This window comes from Methylobacterium guangdongense, from assembly GCF_038442355.1.
Lineage (GTDB): Bacteria > Pseudomonadota > Alphaproteobacteria > Rhizobiales > Beijerinckiaceae > Methylobacterium > Methylobacterium guangdongense.
On the sequence record NZ_JBBXMX010000003.1, the window covers coordinates 1 to 22473 of the forward strand.

19 protein-coding genes are annotated in these 22473 nt (G+C 65.6%); 8 read left to right on the plus strand and 11 right to left on the minus strand.

Annotated features, from left to right (window positions below; genetic code table 11):
* Both AAHG09_RS06935 and AAHG09_RS06940 read left to right on the plus strand, forming a co-directional pair.
* The coding region (locus AAHG09_RS06935) for a CsbD family protein (RefSeq protein ID WP_412760009.1) at positions 1 to 127 on the plus strand (127 nt) is incomplete at its 5' end.
* Between the two features lie 165 nt (positions 128 to 292).
* Entirely contained in the window at positions 293 to 775 is a 483-nt protein-coding gene (locus AAHG09_RS06940; protein WP_342106234.1) for a YidB family protein, read from the plus strand.
* A gap of 72 nt (positions 776 to 847) precedes the next feature.
* Here the strand turns inward: AAHG09_RS06940 and AAHG09_RS06945 are convergent, their stop codons facing one another.
* The 8 genes from AAHG09_RS06945 to AAHG09_RS06980 all read right to left on the minus strand — a co-directional run bounded on the left by AAHG09_RS06945 (position 848) and on the right by AAHG09_RS06980 (position 10865).
* Complete coding sequence (locus AAHG09_RS06945) at positions 848 to 2113, minus strand: adenylate/guanylate cyclase domain-containing protein (RefSeq protein WP_342106235.1); 1266 nt, start codon at positions 2111 to 2113, stop codon at positions 848 to 850.
* Entirely contained in the window at positions 2110 to 2508 is a 399-nt protein-coding gene (locus tag AAHG09_RS06950; RefSeq protein WP_342106236.1) for a response regulator, read from the minus strand. Before AAHG09_RS06950 ends, AAHG09_RS06945 begins: the two co-directional genes overlap by 4 nt.
* Positions 2505 to 4472 carry a sensor histidine kinase gene (locus tag AAHG09_RS06955; protein WP_342106237.1) on the minus strand — a complete coding sequence of 656 codons (1968 nt, stop codon included), beginning with the start codon at positions 4470 to 4472 and terminating at the stop codon, positions 2505 to 2507. The genes AAHG09_RS06950 and AAHG09_RS06955 overlap by 4 nt, the downstream gene beginning before the upstream one ends.
* A gap of 276 nt (positions 4473 to 4748) precedes the next feature.
* Positions 4749 to 7058 carry a TonB-dependent receptor family protein gene (locus AAHG09_RS06960; protein WP_342106239.1) on the minus strand — a complete coding sequence of 770 codons (2310 nt, stop codon included), beginning with the start codon at positions 7056 to 7058 and terminating at the stop codon, positions 4749 to 4751.
* Positions 7059 to 7120: 62 nt separating this feature from the next.
* Positions 7121 to 7522: a DUF2946 family protein gene (locus tag AAHG09_RS06965; protein WP_342106240.1), complete on the minus strand. Its 402-nt coding sequence runs from the start codon at positions 7520 to 7522 to the stop codon at positions 7121 to 7123.
* Between the two features lie 19 nt (positions 7523 to 7541).
* Positions 7542 to 8924, minus strand: a complete 1383-nt coding sequence (locus AAHG09_RS06970) for a PepSY-associated TM helix domain-containing protein (protein WP_342106241.1) — start codon at positions 8922 to 8924, stop codon at positions 7542 to 7544.
* Between the two features lie 40 nt (positions 8925 to 8964).
* Positions 8965 to 9309 (minus strand): hypothetical protein, encoded by a 345-nt coding sequence (locus tag AAHG09_RS06975; protein WP_342106242.1) that lies wholly within the window; start codon positions 9307 to 9309, stop codon positions 8965 to 8967.
* 92 nt (positions 9310 to 9401) lie between these two features.
* On the minus strand, positions 9402 to 10865 hold the full coding sequence (locus tag AAHG09_RS06980) for a short-chain fatty acid transporter (RefSeq protein WP_342106243.1): 1464 nt from the start codon (positions 10863 to 10865) through the stop codon (positions 9402 to 9404).
* A gap of 486 nt (positions 10866 to 11351) precedes the next feature.
* On the opposite strand from AAHG09_RS06980, the gene AAHG09_RS06985 reads away from it, so the two are divergent.
* From AAHG09_RS06985 to AAHG09_RS07000, 4 genes are all read left to right on the plus strand, one after another.
* Positions 11352 to 13325: an aconitate hydratase gene (locus AAHG09_RS06985; RefSeq protein ID WP_342106244.1), complete on the plus strand. Its 1974-nt coding sequence runs from the start codon at positions 11352 to 11354 to the stop codon at positions 13323 to 13325.
* 52 nt (positions 13326 to 13377) lie between these two features.
* Complete coding sequence (locus tag AAHG09_RS06990; RefSeq protein WP_342106245.1) at positions 13378 to 14727, plus strand: MFS transporter; 1350 nt, start codon at positions 13378 to 13380, stop codon at positions 14725 to 14727.
* Positions 14728 to 15081: 354 nt separating this feature from the next.
* Entirely contained in the window at positions 15082 to 15348 is a 267-nt protein-coding gene (locus AAHG09_RS06995; protein ID WP_342106246.1) for a hypothetical protein, read from the plus strand.
* 217 nt (positions 15349 to 15565) lie between these two features.
* Positions 15566 to 17857 (plus strand): tetratricopeptide repeat protein, encoded by a 2292-nt coding sequence (locus AAHG09_RS07000; RefSeq protein WP_342106247.1) that lies wholly within the window; start codon positions 15566 to 15568, stop codon positions 17855 to 17857.
* 428 nt (positions 17858 to 18285) lie between these two features.
* On the opposite strand, the gene AAHG09_RS07005 is transcribed toward AAHG09_RS07000, so the two are convergent.
* Positions 18286 to 18765, minus strand: a complete 480-nt coding sequence (locus tag AAHG09_RS07005) for a hypothetical protein (protein WP_342106248.1) — start codon at positions 18763 to 18765, stop codon at positions 18286 to 18288.
* 171 nt (positions 18766 to 18936) lie between these two features.
* On the opposite strand from AAHG09_RS07005, the gene AAHG09_RS07010 reads away from it, so the two are divergent.
* The gene (locus AAHG09_RS07010) at positions 18937 to 19137 is read left to right on the plus strand and encodes a hypothetical protein (RefSeq protein ID WP_342106250.1); all 201 of its coding nucleotides are present in this window, start codon (positions 18937 to 18939) and stop codon (positions 19135 to 19137) included.
* A 322-nt stretch (positions 19138 to 19459) separates the two neighbouring features.
* Here AAHG09_RS07010 and AAHG09_RS07015 read toward each other — a convergent pair whose 3' ends face one another.
* Positions 19460 to 19846, minus strand: a complete 387-nt coding sequence (locus AAHG09_RS07015) for a hypothetical protein (RefSeq protein ID WP_342106251.1) — start codon at positions 19844 to 19846, stop codon at positions 19460 to 19462.
* A 565-nt stretch (positions 19847 to 20411) separates the two neighbouring features.
* Here AAHG09_RS07015 and AAHG09_RS07020 point away from each other — a divergent pair.
* On the plus strand, positions 20412 to 21338 hold the full coding sequence (locus AAHG09_RS07020; RefSeq protein WP_342106252.1) for a hypothetical protein: 927 nt from the start codon (positions 20412 to 20414) through the stop codon (positions 21336 to 21338).
* A 747-nt stretch (positions 21339 to 22085) separates the two neighbouring features.
* Here the strand turns inward: AAHG09_RS07020 and AAHG09_RS07025 are convergent.
* The gene (locus AAHG09_RS07025; RefSeq protein ID WP_342106253.1) at positions 22086 to 22445 is read right to left on the minus strand and encodes a hypothetical protein; all 360 of its coding nucleotides are present in this window, start codon (positions 22443 to 22445) and stop codon (positions 22086 to 22088) included.
* Between the last annotated feature and the right edge of the window lie 28 nt (positions 22446 to 22473).

The window sequence follows — 22473 nt, forward strand, 5'->3', positions numbered from 1 at the left end:
GACGGGCAACGACAAGCTGGTGGCCGAGGGCAAGGCGCAGGAGCTGAAGGGCGAGGCGCAGAAGACGGTGGGCGACGTCAAGGACGGCGCCCAGCACCTCGCCGACAAGGTCACCGGCAAGCGCTGACACCGCGTCGATTCCACCGGGCGATGCGCAGTCACGGCGCGTCGCCCGGTGGGCAAAGGCCGATCGAGGCGCCCAGGCCGAGGCTTTCCACCGCTTCGCGACACGTGACCGTGGTTCACGGACCCGGCGGAGCTGACAGAACCAAACCAAGACGAGGATGACGCCATGAGCGATGGATATCCGTCGATGACCGCGCTGCTCGGCCTGCTGGCCGTGGCCGGGTATCAGAACCGCGACAAGATCGCCGAATGGCTCGGCCATCACGGCACCACCACCACCCCGACCGCGCGCCCCATCCCGACCGAACCCGCGGGTGCTGGCTCGACCATGCCCGGCAATCTGGAGCGGCTCCTCGGCGGTGCGGGCTCGGTGGGGGTCGGCGGTCTGCTCGGCCGCGGCCTCGGCGAACTCGTCGAGCACTTCACCAAGGGTGGGCACGCGGAGACCGCACAATCCTGGATCAATCACGGACCGAACCGTGACATCCCGGAAGCCGATCTGGAGCGGGCCATCGGACCGCAGACCCTCGCGGCGCTCGAACAGCGGACCGGCCTGAGCCGGGGTGAGCTACTCGCCCGCCTCTCCCGCGATCTGCCCTCGGCGATCGACCGCTACTCGCCGGACGGCCGGCTCCCCGCCTTCGGCTGAACGCATCTCTCCGTCATCGCGACCGAATGGTCGCGATGACGGATCGGTAAACCTCGCTTTGCAGAGGCGACTTCAGCGAACTTCGATCCGCGTGCCGCTCGATCCGTTGAGCAGGCGCTTGAGATGGAAGGCCGTCACGCTGTCGTCCGGGCGCAGGCCGACGAGGGCGGCGAAGGCCGGCAGCGCACTGGCCTCGCCAGCCTCCAGCTTGGCGAAGGCCTCCTGGTACTGGCGCAGTGCATCCCCGTCGTAATCGGGCTCGGTCAGGGGTTCGAAGGCGCGCAGGGCCTCCTGCTTCCCGCGCAGCACGAGATCGCCGAGGGGCCGGCCGCGGAACGAGCCCGCCCGGATCACCGCGGTCTCGCTGACGCAGATCCGCGTCCCGAATGCCTTGTTGGCGTTCTCCAGCCGGGCCGCCGTGTTGATGGTGTCGCCGTAGGCCGTGTAGTCGAAAAAGCGGCCGCCACCGAAATTCCCGACGATCGCCGGCCCGGCATGGGCGCCGATCCGTGTCATCCCGAACGCGATACCGCGCTCGCGCCAGCGGGCCCGAAAGTCTTCGGCTGCGTGGTCGAGGGCGAGGGCACAGGCTACCGCCCGGGCGGCATGGTCCGGCTGGTCCCCGGGCGCGTTGAACAGCACGTGAAGCGCGTCGCCGACGATCTTGGCCACCGTCCCTTCATGGGCGAAGACGATATCGGTCATCTCGGCCAGATAGCCGTTCAGGATCTCCGCGAGCAGGCTCGCATCGAGGCTCTCGACGAGGCTCGTGAAGCCGGCGATGTCGGTGAACAGGCAGGCCACGTCGCGGCGGTGTCCGCCGAGTTCGAGGCCGGAGGCGTCCCCGGCGAGCCGTTCGGCAAGGTTCGGCGAGAAGTAGCGTGCGAGCGACGCGTGCGCCCGCTCGGCCAGGGATTGCCGCCGCCGCCCCTCGCGCAGCGCCCCGACATGCGTGAGCGTCCGCGCGATCGTGGTTTCCAGGTCGCCGAAATCGATCGGCTTCGTCAGAAAGTCGAAGGCGCCGCGGTTCATCGCCGTGCGGATATTGGCCATGTCGCCGTAGGCAGACACGATGATGGTCGATGGCCGGTCGGCGAAGTCCTGCAGCTTGGTCAGAAGGGTCAGCCCGTCCATGCGCGGCATGTTGATGTCGGACACCACCATGTCGACGTCGCGATGGACGGCGAGACTGTCCAGCGCCTCCTGCCCGTCATGCGCGAACAGGAACGTGACCGCCCCCTGGCGAATCTGGCGGCGGAATTTCTGGGTGATCAGCGTCTCGAGATCCGGTTCGTCGTCGACCACCAGGATCTTCGCCCTGGGCAGGCCGGCGCTCATGCCGTCCCCGCGCGCTCGGCGAGCCGCTGCTCGATCTCGGCCTTGAGCACCGTGAAATCGATGGGTTTGGTGATCAGGCCGACCGCCCCGGCGGCCTCGGCCTGCGCACGCGTCTCGGCGTCGCCGTAGGCGGTGATCATGATGACCGGCACATCGGGCCGCGCCGTGCGCACCAGCGGCAGCAGTTCGAGCCCGGTCATCCCCGGCATGTTGATGTCGGAGACCATCAGGAACAGGTTCGGCCCGTTCGTGGCCTCGACCCGTTCCAGAGCCTCCGCGGCCGAGTGGGCAAACGCCATCTCGAAGCGGCCCGCGCGCAAGTCCCGGCGGAACTGCTGCCGGAACAGCTCGGTGACGTCGGGTTCGTCATCGACGACGAGGATCAGGACCTTCATAATTGACTCTCGGGCTCGCGTGCCGGCGCGGCCGTCGCCGCACCGCCACGTGGGAGCGTGATCGTGAATTCGGTGAATTGGCCGGGTTCCGTCGCGACATCGACCGTCCCGCCATGCTGCTTCACCACGATGTCGTGGCTGAGCGACAGGCCGAGCCCGGTGCCCTCGCCGGCGGGCTTCGTGGTGAAGAACGGATCGAACATCCGGGCCTTGACGCCCTCGGGGATGCCCGTCCCGTTGTCGCGAACGCGGATTTCGACCGCGGTACCGCGGTCGCGGGTCGAGACCGCCAGGGTCGGCGCATAGCCCGGCTCGCCGTTGTCGGCCCGCTTCTCGGTGGCGTAGAACCCGTTCGACATCAGGTTCAGGAGCACGCGCGTGATCTCCTGCGGGTAGACGTCGGCGAGCCCGGCGGCCGGTTCGAAATCGCGCTGCAGGGTTACGTTGAAGCTGGGCTTGGCGGCGCGGGCCCCGTGATAGGCGAGGTTCAGGCTCTCCTCGACGAGGGCGTTGATGTCCACGGGGCGGTGCTCGCCGGATCCCGTGCGCGAGTGCAGCAGCATGTTCTTGACGATCGAGTCGGCGCGCATCCCGTGCTGGACCACCTTGTCGAGGTTGCCCTTCAACAGGTCGGCGATCTCGTCGGCCTCCGCGCGGGTTTCGGAATCGAGGGCGGCCGTCCGCAGGATCTCGGTGAGTTCGTCCCCGAGCTCCTTCGAGAGCGCCGCGAAGTTGTTGACGAAGTTGAGGGGGTTCTTGATCTCGTGGGCGATGCCGGCGGTCAGCTGGCCGAGCGAGGCGAGCTTCTCGGATTGAACCAGGCGGCTCTGGGCCTTCTGGAGATCATCCAACGACTGGTTGAGATCGCGCGTCCGTTCCTCGACTTTCGCTTCCAGCGTCTCGTAGGATTCCTGGATCCGGCTCGCCATGGCGTTGAAGCGGTGCGCGAGGGTCTCGATCTCGTCGCCGGTGCGGATCACGATGCGCTCGGATAGATCCCCCGCGCCGAAGCGCTGCGCGCCGTCCTGGAGCTGGCGGATGGGCACCACCATCCGCCGGGCCAAAAAGGTGCCCGCCACGGTGGCCAGCAGCAGGCCGAGGCCCAGCAGCGCCAGGGTCTGGAGCATCGAGTCGACGAGCGGTTCCATCGCCTCGCGCAGCGGCAATTGGACGAACACGATCCAGCCGAGCCGGGGAACGGAGGCATGCGCCGCCAGGACGAGGCCCCCGTCGAGCCACGTGGCGAGCTGATAGTCGCGGGCGTTTCCAGCGCCCGGCAGGGCGGCGGCGACCTCCGGGAGGCCGGACAGGTCGGTATCCCGCAGCACGAGGCTCAGATCCGGGTGCGCGATCAGCCGCCCGGTCGCCGTGGTGACGAAGGCGTAGCCGGTCGCACCATTATGAATGGTGCTGACCACATCCCAGATCAGCTTCAGATTGACTTCCGCGACGGTCACGCCGGGATCGCGCCCCGCATGGGCGACCGCGACGGTCATGTAGGGCTCGGAGCCGCGGCGGAAGTAGACCGGTCCGAACCACGTCCTGTCCGCGAGCGCCTGCGTGAAGCGCGGTGCCGTGGAGAAGTCCTTGCCGCTCGCGATCACGTCCGGTTCCAGGCGCGAGACCCGTAGCTGCTCGTGCCCGCTCGGGTCGAGATAAGAGACTTCGGTGATCGCCGGCGCCTGGCGCATCAGGCGGATGAAGTCGTAGCGTTGCTGTTCCGGCCCGATGCGACGCCATTCGGCCCGCGTCGTCCACCCGATCTGATTCTCGATCTCCGATACGAAGGCCTCGACGCGGTCTGCCGCCGCGCGCGCCTTCTCGCGCTGCACCGCGATGGCGTTCTCCTTCGCCTCCTGAAAGTTCAGGAACAGGTCGACGGCGCCGTTGATGATCAGCACCAGCGTGACGAGGCCCACGAAGGCGACCGCGAATTTCCCCGACAGCCGCAGACGGAACTGCATTCGCGGAGCGCTCGGCGCTGGGTCGCGTTTCGTCATGCGGCCATCGGGTCCGCCGCGCGCGCCACGGCGGCGTCCGCGGCCGCGCGGGGCCGACACGACAGAAGCCGCGCCATGCCGACGATCACGGTTCGCCGTCTCATCCGATCCCCGAGCCCCTCGACCGTGGTTGGCCGGCCGAATGGGCCAAGCTGCGCGCACACGGCGCTTACCGAATGCCCGAGCCATAGCTTAGCCCAAGCTCAGCGCTAAGACCACGTGCCCGCCGAACTTTGGTTTTCAGAATGACAGCCGCATACCGCCGACGATGTTGCGGGGCGCACCTGCAAACACCGATCCCGTGGTGGTTGCGAGGACCGCGGCGTTGTTCTGAATACCGGTTGTGCCGTTGATCGAATTCGCTAGATTTTGCGCCGATGAGACGTATGTCGTGTCGAATACGTTCCGAACCTCGAGATAGATGCTGAGGCGCTTGGCGTATCCGCTGGTCAATTCGGTGTTGTAATGCAGGTTCGCGTTGACGATCGCGTATCCCGGGGCTTTCAGCTGGTTGGCGTTGTCGAGATAGAAGTCGCCCTGCACCACAGATTCCACGAAGGCGCCCAGGCCTGCGAGCGGACCGGCCGGGACATCGTAGCCGACGCGCGCCAGGAGCTGATGGGCCGGCACACCGGGAATCTGGTTGCCCGCGCGATCGAACCGGCGGGTCAGGCTGCCGGCGCTGAGCTGCTCCGTGTAGCGCGTGTAGACTTGGTCATCGAAGCTATAGGCCAGCGTCCCGCGCCAGCCGGGGGCAAAGGCCCAGTCGGCGCCGACCTCGATCCCGCGATGTTCGGAGGCCGGGGCGTTGAACGTATAGGTCTGCAGGCCCGCGCCGGGCGATTGCGAGACCAGCTCGTTGCGGAAGAACTCGTAGAATCCCGTAAGGCTGAGCCGCAGGGTCTCGACCGGGCTCCAGTCCATGCCGAGGTCGAAGCCGAGGTTCTCCTGGGTCTGGAGCTGGGTGTTGTTGCCGGGCAGCCCGTTCGGGGTGACGAACAGGTTGGAGGCCGCGGGCGTCGCGTATCCGGTCGCGACCCGGCCGCGGAACGCCAAAGCCTCGTCCGGCCGGTAGACCAGGGCGAATTCGGGGGCGACGTTGAGGAAGCTCCGGTCGGCATCCGCCACGGTCCGGGTCGTGCCGCTCGCCGCGTAACTGTAGGCGAGATTGCGGCCAATGATCCGCGTGGTTTCGGCGCTGAAGCCGAGCACGCCGGTCCACCGATCGGAGAAGGCGAGTTCGAGCCGCGCCCGGCCGCCGAGATTCGACTGCACGGCGCCCTGATCGCCGATCAGCGCCCCGAGCCGCGGGCCGCCATAGGGCGCCCGATTGTAGGTCGCGGTGTGGTTGTCGATCGTGTTGTAGGCGAGCGCCACGTAGCCGACCGCGGGTAGGCCGAACAGGTCGCCGCGCCGGGTAAGATCGCTCATCACGTTCCAGGATGGAAACGAGCCCAGGAAGGCGTTCGTATAGAATGGCTGGTTGAAGTTGCGCTCGTCGAATCCGGCTTGCGTCCGCCATGTCGTGAAGGCGTCGAGATCGTGCTCCCAGCGCGCCGCCACGATGGTCCGGCGGTCGTTGCGGCCGAAGCCGCCCTCATCGGCGGTGACCGGCACCTGAGCCCCGAACGCGCCGTTGCGGAACAGCGCGAAGGTCGTGCAGCCCGGCGCCGCGCTCGCCGCCGCCGCGCAGCCCCGCTGGTACGGATTGATGCGGTATTGCGCCAACGAGGACCGGGCCGCGAGGTTGGCGTCGAGGGTGTTGTTGATCACCTTGAGGGTGAAACGATTGTCCGGCGTCGGGGTGTAGCTCGCCAGCAGATTGATAGTCTGCGTGTCGTATGCGGCATGGTCCTGATAGCCGTTGGCCCGCACGTCGCTGGCGAACAGGCTGATCTCGACCGGGCCGCTGACGCCGCCCACAGTGAAATAGTTGCTGAGATAGCCGAAGCTCCCGGCATCGACCCCGATCTCGTAGCCGTCGATCTCGCGGCCGGTGCGGGTGCGGAACGCGATCGCGCCGCCGGTGGCGTAGTTGCCGAAGAGCGGGGATTGCGGCCCCCGGAACACATCGATGCGGCTGTAGGCCCGGGGATCGGTGAGGTCGAAGCGCGAGGCGCCGTCCGGCTGCGTGAGGAGGAACCCGTCTTCCAGCACGACGGTGTTCTTGATCACGCCGGTGGAGCGGGCGTTGTTGCCGCGGATCGAGATGACCACGTCGCGGCCGCCGTTGCCCTGGCGCACGGTGACGCCGGGGCTGTTGACCAGCACCGATCCGATGCTCGTCGCCGGCCTGTCGGCGATCGTGTTGGCACGGTCGATCTGGGAGACGACCTCGCCGACCGGGTTCGCGATGACGTAGGGCGCCGCGCCCGGCGGGGCCGCCACGCCGAAGGCGGCCGGCCCCGCTCGCCCGGTGGCGGGCTGGGCTTCGCCCTCGACGGACAGCTCCTCCAACGTCACGGAGGTCTCGCCGAGCGCGGGGAGGGGGCTGCCGGCGAGCAGCAGGGCGAGGGTGCCGCGGTGCAGGGCGGCTGAATCGATGGACATCGTGCGGTCTCGTCTGATCGGGAAAGTCGGGCGGCGCGCAGCCGCCCTGTTCGAGGGGGCGATCAGGCGGTTGTGGGTGGCGCGCGGGGACGCGCGGCGCGACGGGCTTCGAACGGGATCCGGATCGGTGGCGGTATCGGCCAAGCGACCGATTGCCAGCGGAACCTGCGCGCGGGCGCGGGTCCCCCCGGCACGGGCGGCGGCGCCAGTCCGGCCCGGCACAGCCGACACAGGGCGCAGTCCGGCGCTGCCGGGCCCGGCTGATCGACCGTGGGCGAGATCGCGGCCCGGTCCGGCCCATGGCCGCACAGGATGCCCAGGGGCCGGTCTGCGGGCGCGCCGAGCATCATCCGCAGCGCCCCGAGCGGGGCGAGCGCCTGAACCCAGAGGGCGAGCGCGATCAGTCCGGTGCCGAGCAGGCCGGGCCTCCGGCGACTCCAACCCGATGAGTGAGACACGGGCATCGAGCCCGTCCGACCGGATTCAGCCCCGGACCGGTCGTCGGAGGCGCTGCGCCCCGAGATCGAGGCCGAGCATCCCCAGGATGGCGAGGCCGGTCAGCGGGAACAGGGCGCCGAGGCCCGCGACCAGCAGGGTCACCGTCGCGATGGCGCGTCGGTCCCGCGGCCAGGGCGGCACGCCGAGGCCGCCGGTCGGCCGCCGCTTCCACCACATGGTCCCGGCGGTGACGGCGAGCAGGATGGTGGCGAGGCAGAAGGCCAGCATGGCGAACTGGTTCGCGCGGCCCCAATGCTCGCCCTTGTGGATCCCGATGCCGTACTGGATCGCCCGCCCCACCGGGCCGAGATCGCCGAAGCGGACATCGAGCAGAGGCACGCCGCTATATTGATCGAGGGCGATCACCCTCTGACGGGTGACATCGCGGGGGTAGACGGAAGCGGCGTAGACACCGTCGGCCCCGACCGGCAGAGCGAGTTCGTAGCCGCGCGGCATCCCGCGCTGGCTGAGAAGGGCGGCGGCCCGATCGATCCCGAGCGTCTCCGCCGCCGGGGCGGCCGGTTCCGAGCGCGGGACCGGCGCATCTTCCAGGGTCCAGCCCGGATCGGTGAGCCGGTCGCGCAGCGGCACCGCCGAGACCGGCCGGTGCGCCCAGAGGGCGGCGGGCTGGCCGAGGCCCGCGGCGTTCGACCAGCCGCGCAGCTGCTGCCCCCACCAGATCGACCAGGGCAGGCCGGTCAGCGCCAGGAACAGGAGGCCGCCCCCCGCCAGGAAGCCGGTGACGGCGTGGAGATCGCGCCACCAGACCCGGCGCCGCGGCGTGCCGCGCACACGGATCACGCCGCCACCCTGCCCACGCGGCCACCACAGATAGGCGCCGGTCGCTACGAGAATGACGGCAAAGCCCGCCACCACCTCGATCACCGCATTCGCCACCGGCCCGAGATAGGCGAGGCTGTGCAGCCCGCGCAGGACCACCATGAACTCGTGATCGCGGGCGACGCTCTCGAGAACATCGCCCGTATAGGGATCCAGGTAGACGAGGATCCTGTGATCCCCTGCCGCCAGGGTGACCAACGCGGAGGTCTCCGGCGTCGCCGGGTCGGTGTAGGACACCGGCAGGGCGTCCGGCACGGCCTGCATCGCGTTGAAGATCAGGCGATCCGCTCCGAGCGGAGGCGTTGCGCGGACGGCGACGCGCGTCCGGTAGGCGAACAGGCTGCCGTTGATCTCGTCCTTGAACAGGTAGAGCGACCCCGTCGCCGATAGGGTGATCAGGAACGGCAGGCACAGCAGGCCCGCATAGAAATGCCAGCGCCAGACGGCGCGATAGACGGCCTCGCGTGAGGCACGCAGCGCGACGCCCGCCCCATAGGCGGGGGCGCTGCCGGAAACGACGATGGACATGGGTGATGGGTCCGGGCCTGAGCGATCGGGGTGGGGATCGTCAGGCGGCGGGCGGACCTCGTGCTGTGCCGACGCGGGGCGGTGGGCCGGTCCTCGGAAGCTCGGCCTCAGGTCGCCAGCTGATGTGCTGCGCCGGCGCGGGGATGGAGGCGACCACGGCCGGGGCGGCGGTCGGCAAGGCCAGGGCCGTCGCCTGCACCAGCGTACAGCAGGCATGGGCGTGGATCTGGACCGGCCCATGCTCCGGACCACCCGGCGCATGCTCGGCGCAGAGCACACTAACTGCCGCCGCCAGGGCGCGGGCGGGCGTCGCGAACCCCAGGAAGGCCTGAAGCAGCAGCGCGTAGAGCGCGACCACTGCAAGGATCGCGCGGCCTTGGACCATCCGGGGCTGGCGCCTGCGCATGCCGCGATCTAGGCGGCGGCGGTCGCGCGCGTCAATGCGCCCCCGCCGCCGAACCCCCGATAACCGCGCCGTTACGGCATCACGGGCGGGTGGTAGGTCAACGTGAAGGCGAGCGCCCAGAGCAGGAACAGCACCAGCGGCAGGTGTACGATCAGCTGGAGGAAGCTGAAGCCGACGATGTCGCGCGCCTTCAATCCGAGGATGCCGACCAGCGGCAGCATCCAGAACGGGTTGATCAGGTTCGGCAGCGCCTCGGCGGCGTTATAGATCATCACCGCCCAGCCGAGATGAACCTTCAGCTCGTTGGCGGCCTGCAGCACGTAGGGCGCCTCCAGCAGCCACTTGCCGCCGCCCGACGGCACGAAGAAGCCGAGGATCGCCGAATAGACGCCCATGGTCAGCGGGAAGGTGCCGGTGGTGTTGAGGCTGACGAAGGCATGGGTGATCGCATCGGACGCGGAGGCGCCGGCGGCGTTCTTCGGTCCGGTCAGCATGCCGCTGATCGCCGCGTAGAGCGGGTACTGGATCAGGATGCCCGCGGTGGCCGGCACCGATTTCGCCACCGCCACGAGGAAGCGCTTCGGCCGCCAGTGCAGCAACAGGCCCAGCGTGAGGAACAGCAGGTTGTAGGTGTTCAGGTTCGAGATCGCCACGATCCAGGATTGGCGGCCGAACTCTTGCACGATCCAGCCGCCCGCGATCACCACGAGGAGAATGGTGAGGATCGGCGAGTGCTCCAGCCACTCGCCGGGCTGGCGCGCGGGCGGGATGTCGTTCGTTTCGCGGGCCACATCGACGCCGAGCGTCTCGGCGGTGACGGCCGTCTCGCGGCGGGGCGCGGAGGCGTACGCGATGGCGATCGAGACCACGAACAGGATCGCGGCGACCAGCATCGATTGCCAGAGGAAGATCGTCTCGCTGAATGGGATCACGCCCGAGATGGCGAGCAGGTTCTTGGTGAGGCTCGCGGGGTTCGCCTGCAGCTGCGCCGCCGAGGAGCTGAGCCCGAGCGCCCAGGTCGCGCCGAGCCCGAGATAGGCGGCGGCGCCCGCCGCCCGGTAGTCCATCCGCAGGTCGGCGCGGCGGGCGAGCGCGCGCACCAGCAGGCCGCCGAAGATCAGGCTCAGTCCCCAGCTGATGAACGAGGAGATCATCGTCGCGCCGGCCACGAACGCGACCGCGCCGCGCCCGGTCTTCGGCACCTGGGCCATGCGCTCGATCAGCGCCTGGACGGGCGGCGACGTGGCCACGACGTAGCCGCCGATGGTCACGAAGGCCATCTGCATGGTGAACGGGATCAGGCTCCAGAAGCCGTCCCCGAAGCTCTTCGCGATGGCGGCCGGCGGGGCGCCGTTGGCGAGCGCGCCGAGGGCGACGATCACCACCGCGATGGCCACGAAGATGAACGCATCCGGGAACCAGCGTTCCGCCCAGTTGGTGAAGCGGATGCCGAGCCGTTCCAGCGATCCCCCGGGGCCCGGATCACCGGCGGCCAAGCCGGTCTCGCGGGCAGGATCGGCCGGGACAATCGCCATGAGGTTCCTCCGCGACCAGCTCTCCAGGCTGATCGAGAGCGCAGGATGGCGCGGCTTGGCTCGATCTCAAGTCGAGGGCGGACAAAGAGATGTAACAGCGCGATGGCGATGTGAGCGGGTGCATTGGTCGGAGCCGGCAACCTTTTTCGAGCGGCTCCACGCAGGTCCAAGATGCTGACCAGTAGCGGCCGAACCCTGCGTTCATGGTTCAAGATCGGTGGTCTCGCGACCGGTCCGCATCGACGGGGGGCGAACGGACGACCGGCGGCCGGTTCCTAGGCGCGGCGCCCGCCGCTGAGAACACCCCGTCTTGAGCCGCCAACGATGCAGCCCGATAGGCGACTGCTCTGTATCGTCGGGGTCAACACAAACGAGCCCGTGTCACCGGGTCGTCTTCCGCACGGTCGGCTCTACTCTAACTCGCGCACAACACAGCACCAGCCGATGTCAAACGGCGCGGTCGATCGCGAAAAGGGGAGCGAAACGGTGGCGTTGAACCTGGCGCAGAAGCTCGTTCAATCGCATCTCGTCGAGGGCGATCTCACGCCCGGCGGCGAGATCGCGCTTCGGATCGACCAGACGCTCCTGCAGGACGTGCTCGGCGGCCTCGTCATGCTCGAGCTGGAGGCGATGGGCGTCGAGCGCGTCAAGGTCGGTCTCGCGGCGCAGTACATCGACCACAACCTCGTCCAGAACGATCAGCTCAACGCCGACGAGCACATGTTCCTGCGCTCGGCCTGCCGCCGCTTCGGCGTCTGGTACTCGCGGCCGGGCAACGGCATCAGCCACCCCGTCCACATGCAGAGCTTCGGCAAGCCCGGGCAGACCCTGGTGGGCTCCGACAGCCACACCCCCGCGGCCGGCTCGCTCGGCATGCTGGCCTTCGGGGCCGGCGGCGTCGAGGTGGCGCTCGCCATGGCGGGGGAGCCGCTGCAGCTGCGCATGCCCCGGATCTGGGGCATCAAGCTCACCGGTAGCCTACCCGATTGGGTGAGCGCCAAGGACGTGATCCTGACGCTGCTCGGCCGCCACGGCGTCGAGGGCGGGTTTGGCCGGATCATCGAGTATCATGGACCGGGCCTGGAGGGCCTGACCGCGATGGACCGGCACGTCATCGCCAATATGGGCGCCGAGATGGGCGCCACGACGAGCGTGTTCCCCTCCGACGCGTCGACCAAGACCTTCCTCGACGGCGTCGGGCGCGGTGGCGACTGGACACCGCTCGCTGCGGACGAGGGCGCGACTTACGACGATTACGAAGAGGTCGACCTGTCCTCCCTCGTGCCGATGATCGCCAAGCCGTCGAGCCCCGGCAACGTGGTGCCCGTCTCGGAGGTCGCCGGCACCGAGATCTACCAGGCCTATATCGGCTCCTCGGCCAATCCGGGTTTCCGCGACTTCGCCGTGGCGGCCGCCATCGTGAAGGGCCGCACCGCCCACGACCGGGTGTCCTTCGACATCAACCCCTCGACCCGGGTCGTGCTGGAGACCCTGATCCGGGACGGCCAGCTCTCCGACCTGATTCATGCCGGCGCGCGGGTCCATCAGGCCGGGTGCAACGGCTGCATCGGCATGGGTCAGGCCCCCGCCTCGGGGCGCAACTCCCTGCGGACGGTGCCGCGCAACTTTCCTGGCCGCTCCGGCACCCGCGAGGACAGCGTGTTCCTGTGCTCCCCGGAGACGGCCGCCGCCTCGGCGCTCACCGGCGTCATCACCGATCCGCGCACGCTGGACATGCCCTACCCGCGGATTGTGCCGCCCACGATGGTGCCGGGTAACACCACGATGCTGGTGGCGCCCCTGCCCGAGGCGGAGGCCCGCGCGGTCCGCCTGGAGAAGTCCGAGAACATCACGACGCTGCCCGATCTCGGCAAGCTCGGCGCCGACATCCGCGTGCCGGTGATGCTCAAGACCGGCGACGACATCTCGACCGACGACATCATGCCGGCGGGTGCCCGTGTGATGCCCTACTGGTCGAACATCCCGAAGACGAGCGAATTCACCTTCGAGCCGATCGACGACACCTACCCGAAACGGGCGAAGCAGGGCGGCAAGGAGCGCGCCGGCCACGCCATCGTGGGCGGCCTGAACTATGGCCAGGGTTCGAGCCGAGAGAATGCGGCGCTCGCCCCACGCTACCTCGGGCTTGAGGTCGTGCTGGCCAAGAGCTTCGCCCGGATCCACTGGCAGAACCTCGTCAATTTCGGCGTCCTGCCGCTGACCTTCCAGAACCCGGCTGACTATGACCGGCTGGAAATGGGCGACACGATCGCCATCACCGGTATTGCCGAGGCCTTGGCAGCCGGTCGGGAGATCACGGCGCAGGTCCGCGGTGGAGCGGACACCATTCGGATGCGGCACGACCTGTCGCCGCGCCAGATCGAGATTCTGCTCGCGGGTGGGGTCATCAACTGGCTGCGCCACCGCATCCAGGCCGAGCCGGCTCGTACCGTCGCCTGACGTCACCACGCGAGACTGAGGGGGCTCCGAGCCCCACCATCGGGAGGCGGATATGAGTTCTGGCGGGGCGCTGCTGCGCGAGGATGCCGATGCGCCGTGGTATGCGGGTCTGACCCGCCGGCACTGGCGGATCCTGTGGGGCAGCTATCTCGGCTGGATCTTCGACGGGTACGAGGCGGTCGCCCTGGTCTATGCCCTGCGGCCGGCGCTCAACACGATCCTGACCCCCGAGCAGGCCCAGGCCCCTGCCTTCTATGTCGGGCTCGCCATCGGGATCACGCTGCTCGGTTGGGGGATCGGCGGGCTGATCGGCGGCATCGCGGCCGACTACATCGGCCGTAAGCGCATGATGATGATCTCGATTCTCGGCTACGCGATCTTCACCGGACTGACCGCTTTCGCCGAAAGCTTCACGCAACTCGCGCTCCTGCGCTTCATCACCGGCCTCGCCATCGGCTCGGAATGGTCCACCGGCATCGCCCTCGTGGCGGAAACCTGGCCGAACCGGGCGCGGCCGAAGGGTTGTGGATTCCTGCAATCGGGGTTCGGCGGCGGCGCGGTGCTCGCCGCCATCGTGTGGGCCGTGCTGGCCGCCACCAACCCGATGGGCGACCAATCGTGGCGCATCATGTTCGCGCTCGGTGCATTGCCGGCCTTCGTCTGCCTGTACCTGCGACGGGCGCTCGACGAATCCGAGCAGTGGATGCAGGCACTGAAGGCACAGCGCTGGTCGGCGACCGCCGGGCAACCGGGACAAAGCCCCCGCGGCACTGAGCGGCCGTTCACCCTGGCTGAGATCTTCCGCGAGCCTGAGAGCCGGCGCCGCGTTCTCCTCGCCACCGCGATGTCGTTCGCCACGACGGTCGGCTGGTGGGCGGTCTCGTCCTGGCTGCCAGCCTACACCGAGGGGCTGGCCAAGGCGGCCGGCGAGCCGGCCAATGTCTGGGGCCCACGCATGGGCATCATCTACAATGTCGGCGCGATCACCGCGTACGTCATCTCAGGCTTTGTGGCCGACGCGCTCGGACGGCGCCCCTTCCTGATTCTCACCTATACCGGATGCATCGCGACGTCGCTCGCCTGCTACCTCTGGACCGGCGGGCTGACCACCTACATGGGCCTGGCCTTCCTGAACGGGTTCTTCACCCTGGGCTTCGCGTTCTCGTGGATGGCGATCTATCTGGTGGAGCTGTTTACGCCGGCTGTGCGGGCGACCGCGGCGAGCTTTGTGTTCAACGGCGCGCGGCTGATCGCCTGGATCTTCCCCGTCATCGCCGGGCAGATCGTGACGTCCTTCGGCGGCGTGGCCGCAGCGGCCCTGACGATGTCGAGCGTCTATGCGATCGGCTTAATCGTGCCGTGGTTCATGCCGGAGACCACCGGGCGTCCGCTCCCGGAGTAAGGCATGCGGACCGATACCCAATGGGGTGTCGGGATGATCCAGTCATTTGGGTTCTGATCTGCGTCCGGTTGAACGGGGCGCGCGGCGCGCTTCGGTCGTTCAAAGCTCACGGACGATAACGGGTGACTCGGTGGCTGGGGGACCTGGATTCGAACCAGGACTAGAGGAGTCAGAGTCCACTGTCGAAATCAATATTATCAAACACTTAGCTCGAAAAAACGCGGCAAACCGCTCATTGAGAGATAAGGGTTTTCTGGGCTTTTCGACAAACCTTCCGAGGCCCAAAATAGCGCGATTCGGTCGCGCGGCGCCAGATCGCTCGACACTCGGTCCGCCCCGCGATAGCCCGACACCATGGCCAAAGAGATACCCAGCGTCGGCGACCTGCGCCGGAAGTCCGAGGTGTCGGACGAAGAGATCGAAGCGGCGACGGCGGCTTACCTCGCGGACGAATCGGCCAAGCCCTTCGCCTTCAAGTACGGCCACACCATCGACGTCGCGAAGGCGATCGAGATGCACCCGCAGGCCAGGGCGCTGCTGGCCGACGAGAAGACCAAACCCGGCCTGCGCCGCACGATGGTGAAGACCGCCGTGATCCTGGGCTTCCCGGTCCAGGGATGAGCGAGGATCCGAGAGTCACGCACGAACTGGCCGCGATCCAGTTAATTGTGAGGCAGCTGGACGCGCGGGCGCGCGGGCTCGGCCTGGAAAGCGCAATGACCCGGCAGATAGGGCAGGAAGTTTCTGAACATAGATTGCTTCGCCTCGACGGCGGAAGTCGGTTGAAGACGCATGAGCGAAGCACCTGACTCGGGTATATGAAATTACGAGGATAGTCATGACCCAAGAGGTGCTAACGCGAGAAGATGAGCAGCATTTTATAGATTTAATAAATATTGGCTTGAGTAAACCAGATGCCGGGCATATAACTGGACTGACGCACGAAGGTTTGCTCATCAGAAGTCGGTTTGATCTTGCAGCTGAAGGCGATTGGACGGCGGCATCGGAACATTTATCACTAGGTACTGCGCTTCAATCCGATGGGAAGCCAATTTCGGCTCTTGCGCATTTTCGCTCCGCTTTCGCCTATACCGCTCCGGCAGTTGCAACGCTCCTTAACGCCGCGGCCCTATTCATGAACTCGGGGCGGCAGCAGACAGCTCAAGCAATTTTAGTGACAATGCTTGAGAACGGGTGCGATCAGGCTGAAATACGCCTTCATCTTGCTCATGCTCAATGGGCGGACGGTAAATCGACGGAAGCATTGCAGAGCTGTCGAATTCTTATAGATCAACACAGCCAATACTTGCCTGGAATAGAAACGGCGTTGATGATGCATAATGAGAAGGGGGACCCATTCCATGCGGTCGCTGCTTCGCTCAGATACATATCGGATGCCAATGGATCGGAAATATCTCATAACTTAATACTATTGACTGTTAAGAGTATCGTGAAGTTGGGCTTGCCAATTGATCCCGTTCTAGCGCGGCGGCTGCGTGAAGCGACCGAGATAAGCGGCGGCAGCTCTGCTCTTAGTATTGCACAACAGATGATTGAGATGCACCACATCGCGCCGAGGCGATTAAGTGCAGCTCTTGAATCTGAGAAATCAAAAGAAGTAACATACAGTGGATCAGATCTCTTAGATTACGAGGCACTTAAACAATACTTCTACTCAAGCCCGCCGATTACATTGTATTCTGATGATGATAACGGGATCCGAAATATATTCGGGCTTGAATTTAGAGCTGCATCATTCTTCAAGGATGTGTGTGTGCCCGCCGGGTTGGGGGTGGCCTTTCGAAGTAAAAATTCAGCTTATCTTGAGGAACGCATGAAGTTCACCGATTCTGCGCGCGCTATACAGATTGACGCCGTTCGGAACGGGTGTGTCCAGCTGCGTTCACCGTTCGGCGGAGTGGAGGTATCTTCGACTTCGATCGTCCTCGATTTTAACCCGTCGCAGCGAACATATGGATCTGTGATTGCCTATTATTTCATGTCGCCCAACCCCTGGTTTGCTATTTTTGCCTCTGAGGATCATTGGCCCATAGCGCTGTTTGAGCCCAGGCAAAATTGCGTTGTGGTACGTGCTCGCTTTCAAGAATATGCCCGTTACTTGCAAGATATGGTCGGCGACCTCAAGGCAATTTTGGCCTTTGATGTTGGGGAAACAAGAAAATATCTAGCCAGCAATCGAGATCGAATTGGAAACAAGCCTTACCTGTTAGTTGGGCAATTGGACTTTCTCAGCACATACGTCTTCTCCGCCTTACAGGGTGCCTTGCACCTCGCCAAAGCTGGACTGAGCAATAAAATCAAAGTCGTAAAAGTGATGGCGCCCGAGCTCATCGGTTCCATTGCGCGGCTTATTCCGGAGATAAATGCCGCCGGGATGATTGAGCGATGGTCTCCTAAGGACGTTATCGAGCTTAATCATGCGCTATGGCGCGCAAATTCCTACGCTGTTCGCGTAACAGGCGGTTACGTTACGCAAGACTTAGCCGGCCGGATTGTAGATTTTGCACACGAGCACGCCACTCCAGAGTGGATGACCATCGTTAAGGATCTCAATGCGGCTCATTTTCCAATTATATTCCTGTCTCTCCGAGCTCACAATCGCCGATGGCTGGTGTCTGGGCAGAAAATTGCCTCGCTTTTTAATGAAATATCTGAGAAATATCCGAACATGGCGTTGATTATTGATGGGTTCTCGGTCACTGCAGGATCCAGCCCCAAAACTACAACCGTTGACGAGCTGGCACTCTTTCAGTCGATAGAGGGTAATTTGCGGGCCGATATCAGAGTTGTTCATTCGTCAGGCAAGACAATAGCCGACGGTATTATCGCTGCCTTTTATTCCCACGTTCATCTCTCTGGGCAAGGTACGAGCACGACGAAGTCAGTACTTATCGCCGGCAAACCCGGCGTCGTCATAGGTCCCAGGAACTTCGGTTGGGACGCTCGAGCCTACCGGGATCCTTGTCCTGAACTTATTACGCCGTGGGAAGAAACAGTCGACAGCAACGCGGTTGACCTACAATGCGATTTCACGCTCGATGAGCGTGTCGTGTTCAGCGGATTGTGTGACGTGATTGAAAAGTGTCGCCCCGTGTATTCTGACGATTAAGTGCAAGGCAGTGTCGAAATTGCGCGATACGATCTTGGCTTTGGGCCACTGGTGTGTCTCCGAGGAGGCATGTATGCGACCGGCGCGCGAATGCTTGATGAAGCTCATGGCTTCTCGGTCCGCGAAAAGCACCAATACAGCGCCCGGCACCGTTTTGCGGCATGAGGGGGATGCCGAGCTATGTCGCCTCGCCACGTGATATAGGCTGGTCGATCGCGGCAACTCCCGGTAGCCAGGCGCCATGCCGAAAGTCCCATCGCCTCGCGGCGCTCGCCCCCGACAGCACATCCGCCCGCGCGTGCTGGCCGCACTAACGTGCGAGCCGTCGACCGCCACCGAGATCGCCGAGCGCGCCGGGCTACCGGGGCAGGAGCGAGCCCTGCATGCCGCCCGTGTGCTGGCGCGCCTGGAGGAAGCCGGGATTGCGATCAGGAGCGGGACGCCTCAAGCTCCGCGCTGGAGTTCTGCGGGGGCCGCTCCCGCCTCTCGATGATCGCCCAGTCCCGGAGCGTGACCTCGTGCGTGGGCCACTCCAGGCAGACCGCCTCGAACGCGGCGATCGCCACCGGCAGCGGGTAGATCGTGGCGAGGTGCAACTCGATGCCGCCACCCTTCTCCTTCCAGACCTCGATGGTGTAGGGCACGCCCGGTGGCACCGGCGAGATCTGCTTCACGGGCTGGGGCAGCGTGATCGCCGCGAGGCATAGAGGCTCGTATTTCCGCGCGGGCTGTGCCCCGGGAGCGCGCTGGTGGCGGCACGACGCCGTCAGGTGCTGTAGCAGATCGCTGGTCGAGATGTCGGACCCGAAGCGCTCCAGCAGGCTCGCAACGCTGTAGCGACCCGAGCGCTTGCAGGAGGTGCAATCGACCCACACCCGGCCTGGCTGCACATTACCCAGGTAGCCCACTTTGGTGCTCCTATTACCGCGAACAAATAAAGAACAAACCAGCGGAGACGCCGTTCAGCCAGTGCAGGGGAGGGTAGCCAAGATTACGGTGGAGTTGTGTGGATGACGCGGCAAACCGCGTGTAAGATCAGGCGCTTGCCTTGCCCCCAACGGTAGAGGTTCGAGGGTGTCATGACCACCGAGCAGAAGGCCTACCTGCAGGCGCTCTCCGACGTCCGGTCTTGGCACCGCTGGCAGATCGGCCAGAGCGTCGGCGACGTCCGGGCGATAGATGCGCACGAGATGGCCATCGCCTGGATCGACGAGGTGATCGAGGCGAAGAAGCGGCATGCGGCCGAGGATGAGGCAACGCGGCGCGATCGTCAGCCCTGAGGCGAGTGCCGCCGTTGCGGTTGCCGCCGAGCCAACGCACGACGAGCGACCAAGTCCGCGCGCCGTCGAGCTGCACGGACGCGATCCATGTCACGGATACCGATCGGCTGAGGAGCGGCCTCTTGGGTGAACGGCAAGCGCGCACGGATATCGCCATAATAATCCGCGCCGCCCATCCCGAAGCTACCTCCGGCGACGGGGCCGTCCATTCGGCCCTCGGTAGCTAGAGCGGCGGCTGGGAGAGCGGCGAGGAAAAGAGCGGCGAGAATGTAGCGCATCATTCTTGAAGGCCCTGGTGACACGGCGGATGTGAGGCGCGAGATCAGCGCGTGCGGGCTGCGAACTCCCAGATCGGCACGCCCGGCGCCTGACCCTTCAAGGGCCGGTAGCCCGACGTCTGGGCGAACGACACGCGATCGGCATGGACCGCCTGCACCGCGCCAGATCCGAGCATCAAGACGCCGCAGGAATCCACGCGCAAGGTGCCGCTCGCCGGATGCACGCCGAACAGCTCGGGCGCGGTCCAGCCGTGCTGGTGCGCTTCGGCGCCGTGCTGGTCGATGAAGGCCAGCGCGTTGGTTCGGATCGCCGCCCACTTCGCCGGGGCGAGATACCGACACGGCGAGGCGTGCTCGGACAGGCGTTCGATCTGATCGCGCCAGGCAGCGACGGCGGGTGGGAGGTCGGTCGAGGCCGGGCTGCTGGACATGGCCGCGGGGTAGCGCGCAGACCTTAACGGATGACGGAGATCGCGAATGCCTCGGCCAATAACCTCTTCAGGTTTGCCACCCGCCAGCGATAAAGGGCGTCGAGAGCCCTGATCCAGTACGGCTTCTCGGCCTACTGCGCCAACGGCCGAAAGCCCCTCGACAAGCGCTACCTCGAGGCGTTCAACCTCTACGCCGCTCCCGTTCGACACGGCTTATGCACAGGCGATCGGCCCCGGAATGCCAATTGTCCACAGCGCCAGCGCGAAGCGGTGCTTCCGGGGCACGACCGGTGGATATCGTCCGCTTCCAGGCCGCCGCACATCGACTTGAAGTTGGCGGGCGTGCAGGCTGGTCGTTCCGAAAGACAAAGCCCGCCACGAACTGATTCGTGACGGGCTTGGCGATCGGATCAGCCGGATGGCTGGACCCGCTCTGGGCATCGAGATCAAAAACAGGGTCTCGTGAGCTTGTCCATCCCTTCGGTCGAGACACCGGTGGACGCCTTGAAGGCGCCCGCACCTTAAGTCTCTGACGCGAAAGGTATTTACTATGGCAAGCGGTCATATGACCCGCACCCCCGATCAGGCCGAACTCAACCTCGAAATTGAGCGCGAGGTCGAAGTCGACGGCGTTGGGATGGGCATCCTCAGCGACGGCAGCCCCTACCTCACCCTGCGTGGGTTGGCACGCATGTGCGGGGTCGACGAGAGCAGCATCCGCGGCATCACCGCCCACTGGAACGACGATGCGCCCCCGCCGCGCGTCGAGCGGATCAAGAAGGCGCTCCGCGATCAGGGCTTCAGTAAGCGCCTGCCCTACATCTCGATCATCAAGGATGGCGCTACGCATTACGCCTGCACTGACTTGGTGTGCATGGCGTTCCTCGAGTATTACGCCTTTGAGTCCAAGCCGGCCGTTCAGAAGGCCGTCGAAAACTACCGCGTGCTCGCGCGGAAGACCTTCCGCGACTTCATCTATGCCCGGCTTGGCTACGATCCGAAAGCGGCGCAGGTGCTCGCCTGGGAGCGGTTCCATGAGCGCATTGACCTTGTCTACGACAGCGTGCCGGACGGCTACTTCAGCATCTTCAAGGAGACCGCTGACGTCCAGCTCGCCCTGATCCGCGAGGGGGCCTGCCCGGGATGCAAGTTCATCCCGGACTCGAGCATCGGCAACCTGTGGGGCAAGGAGTGGCGCGGCAAGACGCTCGAGCTTCAGTTCGGCGCCCGGATCGAGTACGACCACTACTTCCCTGATAGCTACCCGCAGTCGAAGTCTAACCCGCAGGGCGCACACGCTTATCCTGACGCCGCGCGGGCGTACTTCAAGCGGTGGCTGCGGGAGGCGTACATCGCCCACGGCTTGCCGAATTACCTTAAGACCAAGGTGGCCGACAAAACGCTGACGGCTCCAATCGCTACGGCGACCCTGACCGCCATCCAGAAGTCGATCGGCATCGCTCCGCCTACCCGGCGCCTCGGCGGTCGCTAGCGCGCTTGCCCGCTCGGCCCCGCCCCGATCTGCTCACGGGGCGGGGGAGCGTCCGATCTCACCAGCGTGTGAGCCGAGCCGATACGCGGCTCACATCGGAGGAAACGCGCCTGTGGCAGATGGACCGGCGGCGGCCGCCACAGGATCGGTTCACCAGCTGGCGCCTTCTTCTCACATGAACCGTTTTGCACTCGTCGGCATCTTCGCAGCCCTGTTCGCCGGGATCCTGGCCATCGGAGGCACATGGTCCTACGTCACGAGCATCAGCCCAGCCGTCGGGCCGGACACAAGCTCGACACCAAATCCGACGGCGCAGAGGAAGCAGCCATAGTTTGGCTTGAGGAACATAAGAAAAGCCCGCGCCGGCGAGCCGGGCGGGCTTTTCAGATCCAAGCTTTGAGGGGGATATCGCACGGATCCGCCGACAGGATGCAGGTTGCGAGCCAACGAAAAAAACCCGCGCGGCTGAGCCGGCGGGGCGAAGTTCGAGTTTCGGGTACGCTGTCCATTTCGGTTGTGCCGGGCGCGGCATCGTCATTTGAGGCACACTGCGCACGAAAAAGCCCGCCGCGACTGTAAGTCGAACGGGCTGAGTCGGGGTTTTGGGTTCGGGCTGCCAGATTTATCCGTCTCAACCGGAGATTGCAATGCTCGTGAGTGCAACCTCGATTGGCGAGCGAAAACGCACGGAAAAGCCCGCTGCGGCGAACTGAGCGGGCTCATCATCAGTCCCGCTCACAGCCCAGATCAGTCGTCGTGGGCCTCAGGAGCTTCGTGGCAAAGACAGGCGAACTCAACGAAGCCGGCGAGGACGGCGACGGCGAGGATGGCGTGGATGTGCATTAGTTTCCCCTGAATGGAGAAGTACTGGAACTGATATGGGTGGTGAAACAACGGATTGAAACACTGAAGCGGTGCCGCAAAAGGCGACAAAAAGCCCGCCGCAGCAGGGGCTGGGCGGGCTGAATAACCATTGGGCTTTGGAGCGTCATGGGTAGCCGAACGCGCAGGTGAGTCGCTTACCTCATTCGGGATAGGCGTGACGCGCACTAAAAAGGCCGCCGCGGCGATGGCCAAGGCGGGATAGCGATTGGTCCCGCCGGACAAGGAGGTGATCACAGCCCCGCAAACGATG